Origin of the sequence: Azoarcus sp. DN11 (assembly GCF_003628555.1) — a bacterium.
Classification (GTDB): domain Bacteria; phylum Pseudomonadota; class Gammaproteobacteria; order Burkholderiales; family Rhodocyclaceae; genus Aromatoleum.
In genome coordinates this window covers 1,971,487-1,987,739 of record NZ_CP021731.1, presented here as the reverse complement: position 1 = coordinate 1,987,739, position 16,253 = coordinate 1,971,487, and the positions used below count along the sequence as shown (strand labels likewise).

13 protein-coding genes are annotated in these 16,253 nt (G+C 64.1%); all 13 read right to left on the bottom strand.

The window, feature by feature from the left end:
* Positions 1-110 precede the first annotated feature (110 nt).
* Positions 111-992 carry an alpha/beta fold hydrolase gene (locus tag CDA09_RS09090; protein WP_121428323.1) on the bottom strand — a complete coding sequence of 294 codons (882 nt, stop codon included), beginning with the start codon at positions 990-992 and terminating at the stop codon, positions 111-113.
* 42 nt (positions 993-1,034) lie between these two features.
* Positions 1,035-1,856 carry a tyrosine-protein phosphatase gene (locus CDA09_RS09085; protein WP_164844394.1) on the bottom strand — a complete coding sequence of 274 codons (822 nt, stop codon included), beginning with the start codon at positions 1,854-1,856 and terminating at the stop codon, positions 1,035-1,037.
* Positions 1,810-4,380 (bottom strand): efflux RND transporter permease subunit, encoded by a 2,571-nt coding sequence (locus CDA09_RS09080; RefSeq protein WP_217351295.1) that lies wholly within the window; start codon positions 4,378-4,380, stop codon positions 1,810-1,812. The genes CDA09_RS09085 and CDA09_RS09080 overlap by 47 nt, the downstream gene beginning before the upstream one ends.
* Before the next feature lie 27 nt (positions 4,381-4,407).
* Positions 4,408-5,487, bottom strand: coding sequence for a WD40/YVTN/BNR-like repeat-containing protein (locus tag CDA09_RS09075; RefSeq protein ID WP_121428321.1), 1,080 nt, complete (start codon positions 5,485-5,487; stop codon positions 4,408-4,410).
* A gap of 191 nt (positions 5,488-5,678) precedes the next feature.
* Positions 5,679-7,052, bottom strand: coding sequence for a DUF1329 domain-containing protein (locus CDA09_RS09070; protein ID WP_217351294.1), 1,374 nt, complete (start codon positions 7,050-7,052; stop codon positions 5,679-5,681).
* 21 nt (positions 7,053-7,073) lie between these two features.
* A complete protein-coding gene (locus CDA09_RS09065; RefSeq protein WP_121428320.1) occupies positions 7,074-8,693 on the bottom strand; it encodes a DUF1302 domain-containing protein in 1,620 nt (539 codons plus the stop codon).
* Between the two features lie 71 nt (positions 8,694-8,764).
* Positions 8,765-9,964 (bottom strand): FAS1-like dehydratase domain-containing protein, encoded by a 1,200-nt coding sequence (locus CDA09_RS09060; protein WP_121428319.1) that lies wholly within the window; start codon positions 9,962-9,964, stop codon positions 8,765-8,767.
* A 65-nt stretch (positions 9,965-10,029) separates the two neighbouring features.
* Entirely contained in the window at positions 10,030-11,535 is a 1,506-nt protein-coding gene (locus CDA09_RS09055; RefSeq protein ID WP_164844393.1) for a phosphotransferase family protein, read from the bottom strand.
* Positions 11,536-11,630: 95 nt separating this feature from the next.
* Positions 11,631-12,872, bottom strand: a complete 1,242-nt coding sequence (locus tag CDA09_RS09050; protein WP_121428317.1) for a CaiB/BaiF CoA transferase family protein — start codon at positions 12,870-12,872, stop codon at positions 11,631-11,633.
* A 74-nt stretch (positions 12,873-12,946) separates the two neighbouring features.
* Entirely contained in the window at positions 12,947-14,077 is a 1,131-nt protein-coding gene (locus tag CDA09_RS23335) for an Rv3169 family protein (RefSeq protein WP_164844392.1), read from the bottom strand.
* A gap of 561 nt (positions 14,078-14,638) precedes the next feature.
* On the bottom strand, positions 14,639-14,875 hold the full coding sequence (locus CDA09_RS09040; RefSeq protein WP_128106547.1) for a hypothetical protein: 237 nt from the start codon (positions 14,873-14,875) through the stop codon (positions 14,639-14,641).
* A gap of 78 nt (positions 14,876-14,953) precedes the next feature.
* Positions 14,954-15,289: a hypothetical protein gene (locus CDA09_RS09035; protein WP_121428315.1), complete on the bottom strand. Its 336-nt coding sequence runs from the start codon at positions 15,287-15,289 to the stop codon at positions 14,954-14,956.
* Positions 15,290-15,467: 178 nt separating this feature from the next.
* A complete protein-coding gene (locus tag CDA09_RS09030) occupies positions 15,468-16,244 on the bottom strand; it encodes an SDR family NAD(P)-dependent oxidoreductase (RefSeq protein ID WP_128106546.1) in 777 nt (258 codons plus the stop codon).
* Positions 16,245-16,253 lie beyond the last annotated feature (9 nt).

Sequence of the window (16,253 nt, the reverse complement as noted above, 5' to 3'; positions counted from 1 at the left end):
TGCCCCCAGCAGGGAGAAGCGAGGCAAGGCCGCGCCGACGCCAAGGAGCGAAAAGATGACGGATATTGGGCCATCGCACCGCAGGCAGCGGCACGGCGGCCGGGCGGCCTTCACGCGCAGGCGCTTGGCACCCGGTCGAGTTGCCCGTCGATCCTGATGGTCCTGCGCAGGAAGGATTCGACCGAATCGTTGAACCGGTCGTTCTTGTCCCCGGCCACCATGTGACCTGCGCCCTTCACTTCGACGATCTCGCAGCCCGGAATCAGGCGAAGCAGTTCGTCGGCCCCGTCCTGACTGACCACATTGCTGCGCAGACCGCGCACGAGCAGGGTCGGAGCCCGTACATTGCGTGCGGCATCGCACAAGCGCTCGGCAATGCCGGAGGCGTCCAGCGGGCGTTGGCCGTGGATCATCGCCGGATCCCAATGCCAGTAGAAACGCCCGTCCGGCGCCAACCGCAGATTCTTTTTCAGGCCCTCGACGCTGGGCGGACGCGGACGATGCGGAAGGAAGCGCGTGACCGCGTCCGCAGCCTCGGCGACCGAAGCGAAACCCTGAGGATTGGCGGCCATGAACCCGCGAATCTCCCTGGTACCGTTCTGGTCGAGGCGCGGCACCACGTCGACCAGCACCAGCGCACTGGCGACCGGGCGCGCGGTCTCCCCGATCGCGATCAGCGACGTGATGCCCCCGAGCGAAGCCCCCACCAGCGCCGGGCGCCCAGGCAGTTGTTCGATCAGGGCGTGCAGGTCGTCGACGAACGCGTCGGTCCGGTAGTCGCCGTCCGGCGCCCACCCGCTTTCACCATGACCGCGCAGGTCCACCGAAACGACGTAATAGCCCATCGCCACCAGGTCATGAGCCGCCTTCCCCCAGGAAAACCGGGTCTGGCCGCCGCCGTGCAGCAGCACCACGCACGGATGCGACGGATCTCCCCCCGCATCGGCGGCGAGGCTCACCCCGCCGGCCCCCGAAAACTGCCGTTTCTTCATAGCGCTTTCTGATTCCGCTGTCAGTGGACGTCCCCATCCGGATCATTCGAGAAGGGCGGTTTGCATCGCCGCCCGTTTCGCTGCCGTCAGGCCGGCGGCGCGCTCCAGGTAGGCATCCAGATCACCATACTCATCGGCAATCGCATCCAGGGCGGCCTGCAGGTATTCCGGCTGTACCCCCAGGATCATACCGAGTTCCGTCGCAAGGATCGGCCTGTCGAGGCGATGTTCGAGGCGCGGCTTCAACGTCAGCGCCTCGGCCTCCGCGTCAAGATAGGGTTCGCTTGTGAGGTAATCGGCGAAGATCGCTTCACGCGTCGCCCCGAGCGCGTGGAGCACGAGCGCGCAGACGAAGCCCGTTCGATCCTTCCCCGCAAAGCAATGTACGATCGCGGGGACCTGCGAATCGGCCAGGCGGTCGAACAGCTGCGGCAACTTCCCGGCCATCGCACGGGGCTGCCGGCGATACATTTCCCGCATCATGTCGAATGCCCCCGCGGCACCGCGTCCCTGCTGCAGGAACTCGTAGGCGCCGCCTCCCGCATGCACGTCCTCGCTTACATGCAGCGCGATCACTTCCAGGGCCATGCCTTCCGGAAGCCGGGAGGGCAGGCGCTCGCGCTCGGTCTCGCTGCGCAGATCGCAGACCAGCCGCACGTTCATCGTCCGCAGCGTGTCGAGATCCCGGTCGGTCAGGCGGCCGAGGTGCTGCGAACGGAAAAGCCGTCCGCACCGCACCAAGCGCCCGTCGCGAACCGAAACGCCACCGAGATCGCGGAAGTTCGGCGCGCCTTCGAGAATCGTTCGGTTCATGTGCTTACTCGCCCATCGCACATTTCGGTACCAGTTCCGCGCGCCGGTCAAACTTGACGACATTCTCGAGAACGGCGCCCTGTTCCTGCGTCGACGGCACGCCATGCCCGGCCGCCGGCTCAGTGTGCCGCACTCCGGACTCGGGTACGACCGGCCCCGTGCCCTCCGCGACCTTCTGCCCGACGTCACGCAGCAGGAAGTGCGACAGGGCCGGAATCAACACCAGCGCCCCGACCATGTTCCACAGGAACATGAAGGCCAGCAGCATCCCCATGTCGGCCTGGAACTTGATCGGGGATGACACCCAGGTGATGACGCCTGCCGCGAGGGTAAAACCGATCAGGGCCACGACCTTGCCCGTGAAAGTGACGGCGCGGCGGAACGCGGCGTCGAGCGGAACACCCATGCGCTGCTGCGTGAGCTGGACGCTGAGCAGGTAGAGCGCGTAGTCGACGCCGATGCCCACGCCCAGCGCGATGACCGGCAGCGTCGCCACCTTCACGCCGATCCCCAGCACGACCATCAAGGCCTCCGCAAGGATCGACGTGATCACCAGCGGCACCAACGCCACGACCACTGCGCGCCAGCTGCGGAACGCGACGAAGCACAGCACGACGACCGCCGCATAGACGTACAGCAGCATCTTGACGTTGGATTCCTTGACCACCGCGTTCGTCGCCGCCTCGATGCCGGCGTTGCCGGCGGCCAGGAGGAATTTGCGGTCCTCGGTGTCGTGCTCGGCCGCGAAGGCCTCGGCGACCTTCGACACCCGCGCCAGCGTGTCGGCCTTGTGATCGACAAGGAAGGCCGTGACGGGCATCAGCGTGCAGTCCGAGTTCACCTGATCGGTGCCCCAGCTGATGCGCTGTGCCGCGGCGCTGTTGAGCACCGTCTGGTCACGGGCGATCGTGAGCCACTTCGGGTTGCCTTCGTAGTTGCCCATGACCCCCGAGGTGACCACGTCGACGAAGGAGGTCGTCGTCTGCACCCCCGGGGTCTCCCGCAGGGTGCGCGCCAGTCGGTCGGCTTCGACGAAGGTTTCGAAGAAGTTCGAACAATCCGACTTGTTCGTCTTCACCATCACCGAGAACACGTCGCTCGACAGCCCGAAGTTCCGCGTAACGAAATCGTTGTCCCGGTTGTAGCGGGAGTCCGCCCGCAGCTCGGGCGCCCCGGCGTCGAGGTCGCCGATCTTGAGGTGGGTGCTGATCGCAAAGCTGGCCACGGTGACGACGGCGGCCAAGGCAACCGTTCCGGCCGCCCATTTGCGCTCGGTAAACCGGTCGAGGACGCTCCATACGCGACCGATGCCGCTTCCGCCCCGCTCCTGCGATTCGTCGCGCAGGCTCCGCTCGGCCGCCTTGGGGGAAACGCCCGTGTACGAAAGCAGCACCGGCAGCAGGAAGAGATTCGTGAAGATCAGGATCGCCACGCCGATGCTCGCAGACAGTGCGAGGTCGCGGATCACCGGGATGTCGATGATGCTCAGCACGGCGAAGCCGACCGCGTCCGCGAGCAGCGCCGTAAGCCCGGCGATGATCAGGCGGCGGAAGGTGTACCGCGCCGCCACCCACTTGTGATTGCCGCGTCCGATGTCCTGCATGATGCCGTTCATCTTCTGCGCGCCGTGGCTGACACCGATCGCGAAGACGAGAAAGGGCACGAGCATCGTGAAGGGATCGAGCCCCTTGCCGAGCAGGACCATGATTCCTGCATGCCAGATGACGGCGATCAGCGAACAGGCGAGCACCAGCAGTGTGCTGCGCACACAACGGGTGTAGAAGTAGATGAGCGCCGCGGCGGTCACGGCAGTGATCAGGAAGAACGACATCACCTGCCTGAGGCCGTCGATGAGATCCCCCATCACCTTGGCGAAACCCACGATGTACACGCGCGTGTTCTCGCCGGCCTTCGCCCGCGCATTCTCCTCGAGACGGTGCGACAACTCCTGGTAGTCGATCGGCGCCTTGGTGTCAGGATAACGCTCCAGCAAGGGCACGACGATCATGCTCGAGCGCGAATCGTTCGACACCAGCGTGCCGACCAGGCCGGCACGCTGCACGTTGGCCTTCACCTTCTCGAGCGATTCGGGCGTGGGGCTGAAGTCGCCGGGGATGATCGGCCCGCCGACAAAGCCCCGCTCGGTCACTTCGCTCCAGCGCACAAGCGGCGTCCATAGCGACTTGAGCCACGCCCGGTCGACGCCGCGCGTCAGGTACAGCGCGTCGTTGATCTCCGCCAGCGTCTTGAGGTATTCGGCGTCGTAGATGTCGCCGTTCTTGTTCTCGACCACGACGCGCACGACGTTCCCGAGCCCCCTAAGGTTGTCCCGGTTGTCGAGGTAATTCCGGATGTACGGGTGGCTCGCCGGCATCATGCCTTCGTAACTCGCGTTGACCGCGATCTTCGAGGCTTCGTAGCCGAACAGCGCGGTAACCACCGCGCAGACCGCGATTAGCAAGACGCGGTAATTGAACACCAGTCGTTCGAGCAGGTTGCCCGAATTCCGGTCGAATTCCGCCGGGTCGGCCGTCACGGTCAGCGCTTCGGTGACCCCATCAGAACCCATCGCCATTGCCTTTCTCCTGAAACGTTTTCCGGCTCACTTGAGGGGCTCGACACGAACCCCGTGCGGCCCCACCACCGCCACGCGTCCCGCGCCCGCGGCGGCCACGCCGAACATGGGCGCCACCGGGCGGAGCGTCGTGCGCGAGAATTGGTCTCCCTCGGGGCTGCCGACCAGCAGCGAGCCGGACATCGACACCAGCGCCGGCCGCCCGTCCTCGAGAACCGCGCCCGCGGTCACCCCGGCCGACTCGCCGGTTTCTGACTTCTGCCACGTGCGCCCCGCGTCGGTGGTCCGATAGACGTTGCCGCGCATGCCGAACGCGAGCACAGCCTTGGGGGTCACGAGCACCCCGAAGTAGGTTCCGGGATAGGGTTTCGGCAAGGCGACAAAGCCTTGCTTCGCGCGATCGAGCTTCAGCAGCAGGCCCTGTTCGCCGGCCAGATAGACCTCCCCGCCGGAACCACGCACCGCATGGAGGTTCATTACGCCCGGGTTTTCGGTGCGATCGATCCACGGAACCCAGGTGCCCCCCCCATCCTCGGTGGCGAAAATCAGATTGAATGGTCCGACGATGAACCCTCGCTGGTCATTCTCGAACCACACGTCCAGGAAGGGGTGGATCGGGCCGTCGTGCTCGAACTGACGGGCCGCGGACAGCGCCTCCGCGGCGCCGGGCGTGCCTTCGGACTCGCGCGCGGTGTAGTGGCGCACCATCGTCGCGGCTGCCAGCGCGCCATCGAGCTGCTTTTGCCACGTCCGGCCGCCGTCGCTGCTGTGCAGGACCACGCCGCCATGGCCCACCGCCCAGCCCATCTGCGGCGAGGGGAAATGGACGGCGACGAGATCAACGCTGGTCGGCACTTCCACCTGGCGCCACACACCGGCCTGCCCGTCCGAAACCAGGATGCGCCCATTTGGGCCGACGGCGACCAGATGGTCGCCGGCACGCGCGACGGCCATCAGCATGCCTGTATGGGGCGCGGCAACCATCCGTGCCGGAACGTTGAGTGGATCCTGGAACGTGCCGGCTGACGCCCAGGCCGTGAACGCGGCAAGGGCAAACAGTGCGGCTGCGGCGAGACCCTGTGCAGCCCGCCTTGTGGACATGCTCATATTGCCTCTTCATGATCATCGATCGCTCGGCGGCTTAACCGCTAACGAGCGAAACAGTCACCTGGTCGACCTGCGGCGCGAAAAACCAGCCGCGGATCGGAATCGTGCCTTGGTACTGGTGCGGAGGTCCGGATCGGCGAGGACGGACATCCCCCGCCCGATCCGGATTCGTACCCGAGCGAGCCCTGTCCTCAGCGGATACCGCCGCCCTGCAGCGCCTCGGGCGCCCACTCACGCTCGTTGACTGGATCGATCTGGAACACCCCCGAGCCCGGGCCGAATGCGTTGGCCGCATACGCGCCACTGTTGAGGTCATATGCCACGAAAGGACGGTTCACCTGTGCCGGGATCTCGTAGGCCGGCAGGTGGGCACTGACGACGACTCGCTGCAGGTTGCCGGAGGCGTCGTACGAGTCAGCGAACCCGGGACCGAAGGCGTCCTCGTCCCAGTAGAAGATCTTCTTCGGCGACGAATGGCGGATGCCCTGCTTGACGGTCGCCTCGACCACCCATACGCGGTGCAGTTCGAAACGCATGCACGCGGGATTGAAAAAGTCCTTCTGGTACATCTTCTCGTGCGAGCAATTCACCGGATCCGACTGCGTCCTGGTGTTGTTGTATGGGATATATATCTCCTTCTTGCCCACGAGCTTGAAGTCGAAGCGGTCTAGCGTACCCAGGAAACCCGACGCGTCATCCATGTTGTACACGCCGCCGCCGTTCGGGGCTGGCGTATCGTAGGAAAGGTCGGGAGCGAGTTTCACGCGGCGCTGGCCGGCGAGATAAGTGTAGGCGGTCCGCTTGGTCTCGCTCGAATCAACCGGGTCGAGCAGCATCTGGGATTCGCCGGCACGACGTACCGGTGCGTTGTACATGCCCTTGTAGCGCCAGAAGTACGGCCCTTCGAGCTTCTGTTTCTTCGGGTCGTAGTAGACGATCTCCGTGATCGTTCTCGACGTCGCCATATGCACCGCCTTGCCACTCGCATCGACGAACCAGCCTTGCGAGTTGGGACCCGAGGTGACGTGACCTTCAAACTTCAGTGCCTTGTTCCACATCACCTCGACACCGTTTTTCGGAATGGGGAACGGAATGCCCCCAGCGCAGTCACGGTTGATCGCCATCCCGTCTTTTTCCGTCGTGCACTTCGTCGCGTTCACAACGGTCTTGTCGAGTACGTATTGCGGATAGTTCACCGTCCGATGCGACGGATAGATATCCATCCGATAGTTCGGGTACTTCTTCAAGAGCGCCTTCGAACCTTCGTTGAGCTTGTCCGCGTACTGCGCCATGTTCGCGACCGTGATCGAGAAGAGCGGCTTCTCATCCGCGAAGGGGTCCGGGCGTGCGCCGGGATTTTTGGGGTCGAAGCCGGACGGCAGCGTCTTGAGGCCGCCGGTCCAGGGCGGGATCGTACCTTCCTTGTTGCCCTCCTTGATCGATCCGAAGGGCGTCAGCGTCGCACCGAGCTGCTTCGCCTCTTCCGGACTCACCGCCGCGCTCGACGCACCGGCAAATCCGAGAGCCATGGCGACGATCAGTTGCTTGATATGCATGGGCTTCATGGGGTCTCCTCCGTTGTAATGTCAAAACGACGTCTTGAACAGGAACGATACCCAGCCACGATCGTTATACGTCGTGCCTGCACAGTTCTGCGTCGTGAGTGCCGTGCCGTTGTCGCGGAAGCGGCAAAGGTAGTCGATGTAGGCCAGCGTGAAGGTATATTTGTTCTGTACCTCAGCGGTCAGACCAATGCTATATGAACCTTTACCCTGACGGTTACCTCCTGAGGACTGTGCACCGTTGCCATCCAGGCCCACGCCGAAGCTGATGGGCATCTTCAGATCCACACCCGGCATGACTTGGTACCAGAGGGGCTCGATTTTGATGTTCATCGCCGTTTCGCTTCTCGTAATGCAGGCGTCGAACCTGTCGCCCGGACACACTGCCGAGCCTTCTCGGTTGAAAAGACCCTCGCCGCTGGTCACCTTGTCGAGAACACTGCCATTGATTTCCGCCGACAAGGACGCCGAACTCCACAGCGGGTTGCGACCGAAATAGGTGACAGCATTGACGAGCCAGTGCCAAGTGTCGCCCCTGGCGCCCTCGGTAGCGCGTCGCACTGCACTCGAGAGACCGGTATTCTTGCGGTAGGAGACCTCCGCTCCGAACGAGGTCGTACCAATCAGCTTCGAGAAGCTGACGCCATACAATTCGACGTCGTCCGCGTAACCCAGCCCCGCCGACCGTCCATTCGGGGCTAACAGGACCCACGGCAGCTTTTCGCCGAACTTGCGGTAATACGCACCGAGCGTGCCGCCCATCCATTCCGGTGCCCATTTGGCCATGACGCCCCAGTCGCCCTGATCATCGGGCTTACCCGTGACCCCCTTGAACGGGATCCCCGGCGCGAGGAATGTACCCCCGCTCACCGTGAAGAAATCCGACGTTCCGAGATAGGTGCCACCATCGGGAATCCGCGTCGGCTGCCACTCGAAATAGTATTGCGCCGCCATCGAGAAGTCTGGCGTTATCTGGGCCTGCAGCGACAACTGATTGAGTGGGAGGAATACCTCCTTAGCCTCGATACCCGGGCTCGCCGCCGCCTTACGCCCATCAATAGGGCCTTGCGAGTAGGCAATGCTGTTGGAGGTCGTGAACAACGACTCCCCCCAGAACACGTTGTGCTGCCCCAGTTTCACCGCCACCGGCACCTCACCGATGTCGAACTTCGTGAAAGCGAAGACATCGAGGAACTCACCCGACGGTCCGTGATTGAAACGCTTGACGGTTCTCGAATACTTGTTGCCGGCATAGGTGTTCTGCGACCCGAAGACCGGATTGCCCCGCAGACTGTCATCCTCATAGGCGTGGTCGTACCATCCCGCCGCGCTCACGCGAAACCCGGAATGGCCTTTGTAGATGAAATCGAACTCGGTCAGCAGGTCCAGCCGGTTGGTGACGATGTCGCCGTTGTCGAATTTTCCGTCGGCCTCGTCGAAATTCCGGTTGTTGAAGATCTTCGAGTTCCGCGGCTCAACCCGCATCCCCACGTTGTAGCGGAGCGTGTTATCGAAGCGGATCTGCAGATCCGGATTACCGCTATTGACTTCAAATGCCCCCGCGACACCCGGTGCCATCAGGACTGCAATGAACGACGCTACGCCTCCCACTTTTAGGCGCTTGTCTGCACGCTTTTCTATCATTTATCTCCTCCTTCTCGTAGCCCTGCCAACATCGAAAAAACACCCAACCTGCAAGCAGCACCCTGCGGAACTTAGTCGCAGGGCCGTACAGCGCATGCACGACGCGAAGTCGCGAATGCCGCCCGATCCTTTTCACTTACCGGGATGCCCAGCTTGACCACACAGGTGGCATGAACACCCAGGCTGTTGGAGCAGACCACTTCCACCGTGACCTGCGCGTCGCGCTCCCGGCTGGCGAGTTCCACGACCTTTCCGGTCACGTACAGCGTGTCGTGCGGGTACTGTTGCCTTCCCAGGCGCCACGTCAGGTGCTCCACCACGGCCTCCGGCCCGGCCCAGTCATTGACGAAGCGCGTCACCAAGCCCTGCGTGGTCATCGTGTTCATGAACACGTCTTCGAAGCCGCGCCGCCGCGCCCAGTCGCTGTCGTGATGGACATCCATCGCGTCGTTGTTGAACAAGGCGCCCGCGATGATCAGCGACGGCGTCCCTTCGACAATCAGCGACGGAAGCGTCTCGCCGACGCTCATGTCCGCAGCGGTGAGGGTCCTCGGCGACCCGGTGCGTGCGGTGCCGGGATGCAACACGGGGCGTTCGGTCGTGACGGCGGGGCGCGGGACCGGCGCCTTGGCGTCGTCCGCCCTGGACGGGGCGAAGATGATGCTCGACAGCCGGATTTCAGCCACGGCATGGCCGTGCTGGTCGCGGACATAGGTCGTGCGCGTCGGGAAGTACCCCGTGCCGAGCCCGGTGCGCTTGGGCCCGACGAGGGACTCTAGCCGCTGATCGGAATACGAGAGCCGGTCGCCGACGCAGGGATAGCGCTTGATCCGCAGTTCGCCGCCGACCCCGGCGACCGACGTATATCCCGCCGATGCGAGAATCCTGAGGGCTTCGTCGTACGGCGTGCTCGTTGCGGCGGCCGCCGTCCCGCGCGCCGGCAGCGGGTCGAGCCGGAAATGGCGGATGCCCTGTTCATCGACCCAGTCGGTCGAGGCCACCGGTTCGAAGCAGTTCTGCCACCACGAGATCAGACTCCCGGGCGGCGCGACGATCGCACCATGCACCGAGTGCGCCGCGAACTCGACGTCCCGATAGACCGGGTTGCGATCGCCCACGACCTCGATCATCTTGCGGATGCCTTCGCGCGTCACGACGTCGCGCGCCGCAGTGAAGCGTTCGCCTCCTTTGCCGACGAAGGCGCTCAGCCGCTCGTCGAGGGACGAGTCGGTGGCATTCGCACGCGCCTTTTCTGCCACTGCACTATTCATGCTGTCTCCTTTCCGTTGCCCCGGCGTCGCCCGCCGGGCCGCGGCTTATCGAACCGGATCGGTCCTTACAGACCCTGCAGCGCGTTGTACGGGAGCACGAAGCGCTCGCACTGATTGCTGACGGCCTGCCGGATGAGGGCTTCGATCCGCCGTGCGGCAGTGCCCAAATCGCTTTCGACGGCATCGAGCACGGCGAGGATCGTTGCGCAGAGGCGGTCATTGCGTTCGACGAGATCCGACAACCGCAGACTGGCAGCCTGCCCGGACAGCACCTCGTCGATCCGCTCGCGCAGCGCCCCCGTCGCGAAGGATTCGGCCGCATCGCGCAAGACGCTCTCGAGCTCGGCGTTGTCCTGCGTGTAATAGAAGACGCCGTTCTCGACGCGGTCGGCCACCACCTGCAGGATCAGGCCGTCGATCGCGAGCGTCTTGCGCGTGTTGCCGTCCGCGATGCTTTGCTGGTACTCGCCGCGGTAGCGTTTGGCCGCCAGCCGCAGGTAGTCCGCGATCCGTTCCCCTTTCGGGGAGGTTTCGCCCGACGGACGCTTGACCGTAGGCGCCGGCAATTCGAGCGTTTGCCGCAACTGCGGCCAGCTCGACGTGAACGAGGTCAGGGCGTAGAAGTAGGTCAGGGTCTCGCGCCCGCCACCCGCAAAATATTCCGTCAGCATCCGCGCCAGCATCGCGTACGACTGCGCGCGCTGGGCGGTCTCGTACCATTTCCAGGATTCCTGCGAGACGGCGAAACCGGTGTTCCTCTTCCAGATCTCGATCGCCTCGGCGACCGGAATCAGGCGCCCCGCGTTGCCCTCCTTGTCCTGGAAGGTCGGGCGCACGCTGTACATCAGGTCGATGATGGGGTCGCCCAGGCGCCACAACTCCCAGTCGAGCATCAGCGGAATCTCGCCCTGCTCGGTGTAAAGGAAGTTGCCGGCGCGGTAATCGCCATGGACGACCGACAGCTTCGGCGCCGGCGGCGGCGGGTTGCGCTCGAGCCAGCGGATCAGCAGGGCGAGCAGCAGATTGTTGTCGCAGCCGGCCAGCGCGCGGTACTCCTTCGCGTGCTCCAGCTCCAGGCGCCAGACCTGGTCGAGCGGGGGCACGTCATCGGCGTCGATGAGGCCGAGCGCGACCGGATCGAGTTTCGCCAGGTCGGAGAGCATCGTCCAGAAATGGACGCCAATCGTCTTGCGCATCGACACATACGGCTCGCGGGTGAGCCCGTCGAGCGAACTTTCGCAGCCGTCGACCTCCTCCATGATCACGAACGCGCTGCCCAGCCACTTCGGATCGTCGCTCCAGAACAACGCACGCGGAACGGGAATCCCGGTAGCGCGCAGCGCCTCGAAGATTTTGACTTCCTTGGCCATGCCCTCGCTCGTGAAGCCGCCGGTCTCGGGCACCATGCGCAACACCGCGCGCTGGCTTTGCTCATCGGACCAGTGGTAGCGGTAGCCGAGGTAGTACGTCATGCGCGAGGCGCCGCCCAGGATCGGTTCGAGCCGCTCCACGACCACCGATCGCGCGTCGGGGATATGCTGGCTGAGGTAAGCCTGCAGCCTTTCTTTCAACTGGATGTCCGAATTCATCATCAACCCCATTTCACGGTTTGCCCGCCATGCGGGCGCCATGCGTCGCACATGGGCGCCAAGCCGCTCGAAAAACATCACCGGATGACTTTTTCGTCGCGCAGGCGTCCGATGTCGCGCTCGGTATAGCCGAGGGCCGCAAGAACCGAGTCGGTGTGTTCGCCGAGTTCGGGCGCCGGCCCGTGCGTGCCCACCTCGTGGGCGCTGAACCGGATCGGGTAGCCGGGGACACGGATCTTGCCGAGTGCCCGATGCTCGAAATCGACCATGTAGCCGTTGGTGAGCGCCTGCGGATCGTCGACCACGTCGGCCAGCTGCTGGATCGGTGCAAAGAGCAGCCCCGCCGCGAGCAGGATCTCCAGCCACTCCTTCTGCGGCTTTTTCGCGAACAGCCCGTCGAGCCGCGCGATCAGCTCCGGCATGTTCGCCTTGCGCAGCTCCGGCGTCGCGAAGCGCGGATCGACGGCGAGCTCTTTCTCCCCGACCGCCTCGCAGAACGTCGGCCAGTACTTATGCTCGGGGTGGTTCGCGCCCATGATCCACTTGCCGTCCTGGCACTTGAACATGTTGCGCAGCGGCGGATTCCTGCTGCGGTCCCATCGCACCTGGGCCGTCTGCTTGAGCAAGCTCGAGCACAGCAGGTTCGCGTGCAGGAGCCAGGTCGCCGTTCCATAGAGCGAGACCTGGACCTCCTGGCCGATCCCTTGGCGTTCGCGCGTCACGAGCGCCGTGAGGATCGCATGACTCGCGGCGATCGCCGTCAGCTGGTCGAGGATGATCGTCTGCAGCAGGGTCGGCTCCTCGGCCCCGGTCATGAAGCTCATGCCGGAAATCGCCTGCCCCAGCGGATCGAAGCCGCCGACGTCGCTCATCGGTCCCACCGGCCCGAAGCCGCTGACGTTCGCGTAGATGAGTTTGGGATTGACCTTCGCAAGACTCGCATAATCGATCCCGATCTTCGGCTTCGTGCTCTGACGCAGATTGGTGACGAAGATATCCGCCTCCTTCACCAGCGCGTGGAGGATCGCCTGGCCGGCTTCCGTGTCGATGTCGAGGCAGATGCCCTTCTTGTTGCGGTTCGTGATCTCGAATAGCAGCGTCCAGTTCGGGATGTCCGCTTCGATCGGCGGCAGCGCGCCGAAGGTGCCGAAGTAGCGTTCGGGATCGCCGCTGAGCGACTCGATCTTGATGATCTCGGCACCGAGATCCCCGAGAATCGCCGACGCACCGGGCCCCGCATGCCACACGCCCACTTCGACAATCCTGATCCCCTCGAGGGGGCGCGGTGCGATGCCGCCCGTCTGCCGATCCTGCTTCATTGCCGTGTCTCCAACTCGTTCTTATGTACGCCGCGTTGCCGCCCCAATGGAGGCGACAGCCGCGGTCGTCGTGCTCACTTCAGGAATCGATAGCCGGGCTTGCCCTGTTCGCACATGGTCTTCAACAGCGGCTCGTAACACTCCAGCATCCCCGAGGTGGTTTCCGTGCCGCAGCTCACCTCGCAGTGGTGGTCGGCCAGGAACCCCAGCTTCATCCGCGTCGCGGCGTCATTCAGGTCCAGCGTGCCGCCGTAGAGCGTGTCCTCGCCCGGATAAATGCCGTGGATGCCGCCGCCGTCCGGCGTGCTCGAGCCGTAGCCGCCGCAGCGCAGATAGGCCGTCTGGTAGCCGAGGCGGCGGAAATGCAGTTCCTTCTTGTTGCCGGCTTCGTCGACGCTGGTGATGATTCCCTCGCGGAATTCGCCGGTATCGGCGTCGAAGCGCAGCTGACGATCCACCGGGCCGACCCGGCCGGCGCCCTGCAGTTCGTGGCCGATCGGGCGCAGGCTCTTCGAGCCCCAGATCGACCAGTCCTTGAACTCGACCCATTGACCGGCGTGCTCCGGCCGCCCGACCGGCGTCCCGAAGCCCCCCACCCCGGCGCGAACGCCCCAGTGGTGATCGCGCGAACCGCGGAAGGTTTCGGTGGTGAGTTCGATGCGCTTGCCCTCGACCTCTGCCCAGCCCTCGACCACGCCGAAGCCCTCGTAACCGACGTGATCGCCGACCTTGCCGACGCTGCCGCCGGGGAAGCCGGGCTGCGCGTTCGCATCGAACAGCGCCGCCTGAACCGTCGAAAACACCGGGCGCTTGGTGTCGTGCCAGTAGAGCTCGTAGCGGATGCCGTGCGGGTTGTCGCCGAGCGTCAGCTTCCAGGTCTTGAACGGCGCGATGATCTGCCAGTCGAGCGGACCGAAGCGCATGTTGGTCCGATCGATTCCAAGACGGCGGTGATAGCGCACGTAGGTCGAGCGCCCCTTCCAGGTGACGATCGCGAAGCCGTCAGCGGTGTCGAGATTCGGGTAGAAACCCATGCCGCAGACGATGAAGAGTTCGCCCGCCTTGTCCTGTGCGGTGAACCAGGTGCGCTCGAAGGTGCGCGGATCGGACGTCCACATGACCCGTTGCGGCGCCGGCGCGTTGTGAATCATGTACTCGTCGATGCCCGACATCGGCGCAAATTCGTGACCAACTTCGAAAGACATACCGTGCTCCAGATAAGACGAACTAGAAATTCTGCCCGGCCTCGTAGTGGAGTCACGTTATGACTCGCACTTTCATCCGCTCTTCTCGAACCGACATCACCCGAATCCGGCCGATGCGGGGCAGCTGGGAAGCCTGCCTTTCACCGCACCAATATTTCATTGGTTGAACCTTATTGGTTGAACCAACTATATCCACTGCGCTGATTTGGGTCAACGGGGAATCAAGAAAATCGAGCGAAAAGATCGCTCGTCGGGAAGTCGGTCAGCCCGAGGGCGCTCAGCGGTGTCGTCCGGGGACCAAAAGACATGCGGCATCGATCGCATCTCAGGTCGTCGAGGGCGCCAGAACCCTTGCGGGAAGTGGCGGAGACGCCCGCGGGATGTTCCGCGGGAGCGCCGTTGCGACCGGCGCACGACGGTGCGCGTGCCGCCAGAAAGAATTGCCGCGTGGGGCGTTGCGCCGCCCGCCTTGCAGGTGCTCGCGGAGGACGGTCGCGACGGATCCGACGCGCGCCCCCAGACCACGTCGGGAAGGCCCCTATGCGCAACCGCCCAAGCCGATCAGAAGTCGCCCACGTAGGAGCCCGAACCAATGAGCTTGTCACCAACGCGTACAACATAACTCCGTTTCTGCACGAAACCACCGTTGAGATCGTTGAAGCGCTCGAGTGCCCTGTCGCCATGTTGCCGAAGATCATGGACCGCACGCCACAGAAGCGACTTGGCCAACTCGAACGATGCATGGGGCTCGTAGTAGCCGGCCACGAGGATCACCTCGCCGACCTTGCGATAATGCACGACCTTGGCCTCGCCGCGGCCATTCACCGGGTTCGACCAGCGGTATTCGACCTCGCCCTCCCCCCTGGACTTCGCCCCCTAGAGGATTTCCCGGATGAAGGGCCTGCCGCTCGCATCGATCAACTCACCGACGTTGCGCCCGACCAACACGGCCGAGGATCCACCGCTTGCAAGCATCACGCCATCGGTATTGAGGGCATACACGTACAGGTCCCCTTCCCGGAACTCGCCCCCCCGGCTGAAGGCTGCGAGCGCCTTGTCGCCCTGCGCACGGTAATGCGCTTCGACCCGCGCCAGGAGATTTGATGCGCCAGCGGCGTCGCTGGAAGCGTTCCCGGCGTCAGCCGCGCGGGCCGCTCCGCAAAGCGCGAGGACGAGGATGAATGCCGTTATCGAGGCGTGAAAGGTCTTCATGTGTGAACCATCCGAAGGATGAAATGGGAAATCACGACGAGGTTGGCGAGCATGACTTAAACCTTGGCTAAAGATCAATGGATCCGCCATTTACGCATCGACATTCGATGTCAGAACCGTTGGAACGCTGATGCCTTCAGGCCCGCCCACCAGAAAGGAACGGGCACAGCGATCCGGGTCAAGGGAATGAAAGCCCCCCATTGATGCTGACCACCGCACCCGATATCTGGTCCGAATCGGGGCTCGCAAGAAAAAGCGCAGTCTTGGCGATGTCGGATGGCAAGTTCATCCGGAAGGGGGTTTGCGCCTCGATCTTGGCGAAGGACTTCGCCAGCACGTGATCGGGCCCGAACATCTTGCTGTAATTGTGGATCGGGGTCTCGGCGGTCAACGTCGTCGCGATGCAATTGATCCGGATCCCCTTGCGCGCCAGCTCGCGACCAGCCGCACGCGTGAAGAAGATCAGCGCCGCGGCCGCCGCACCGATCAGCGTTTCGCTGGGCGTGGGCGTCCGCCCGGCATCGCTCGTCACGAAGATCACCTTGCCGTACCGTTGCTCGGCCATCGGGCCGGTGGCCGCGCGCAGGCAGTTCATGCGGGACACCAACTGGGCGTCGAGCCGGCGATGGTATTCGGCCGGATCCATGTTCTCGAACAAATCCGGCTTCGCGCCGCCGGGCGCTCCGCTGACAACCATGATGTCGAGCCGGCCATGGCGCGCGACCACCCGGTTCACGACGTCGACGACGCTCTGCGGGTCGATCATGTCGCCAGGCTCCCACGACGCCTCCAGCCCGCGCCGCTGCAGTTCGCCCACCACGGCCGGCGCTTCGGGTCCGGGCCGACTGTTGATAACGGCATGTGCGCCCTGCTCGGCAAACTCGGTGGCGATCGCCGCCCCCAGGGACTGACTGCCCCCCATGACCAGTGCAACCTTGTCGGCTAAGCGCTTCACCTTTCCACT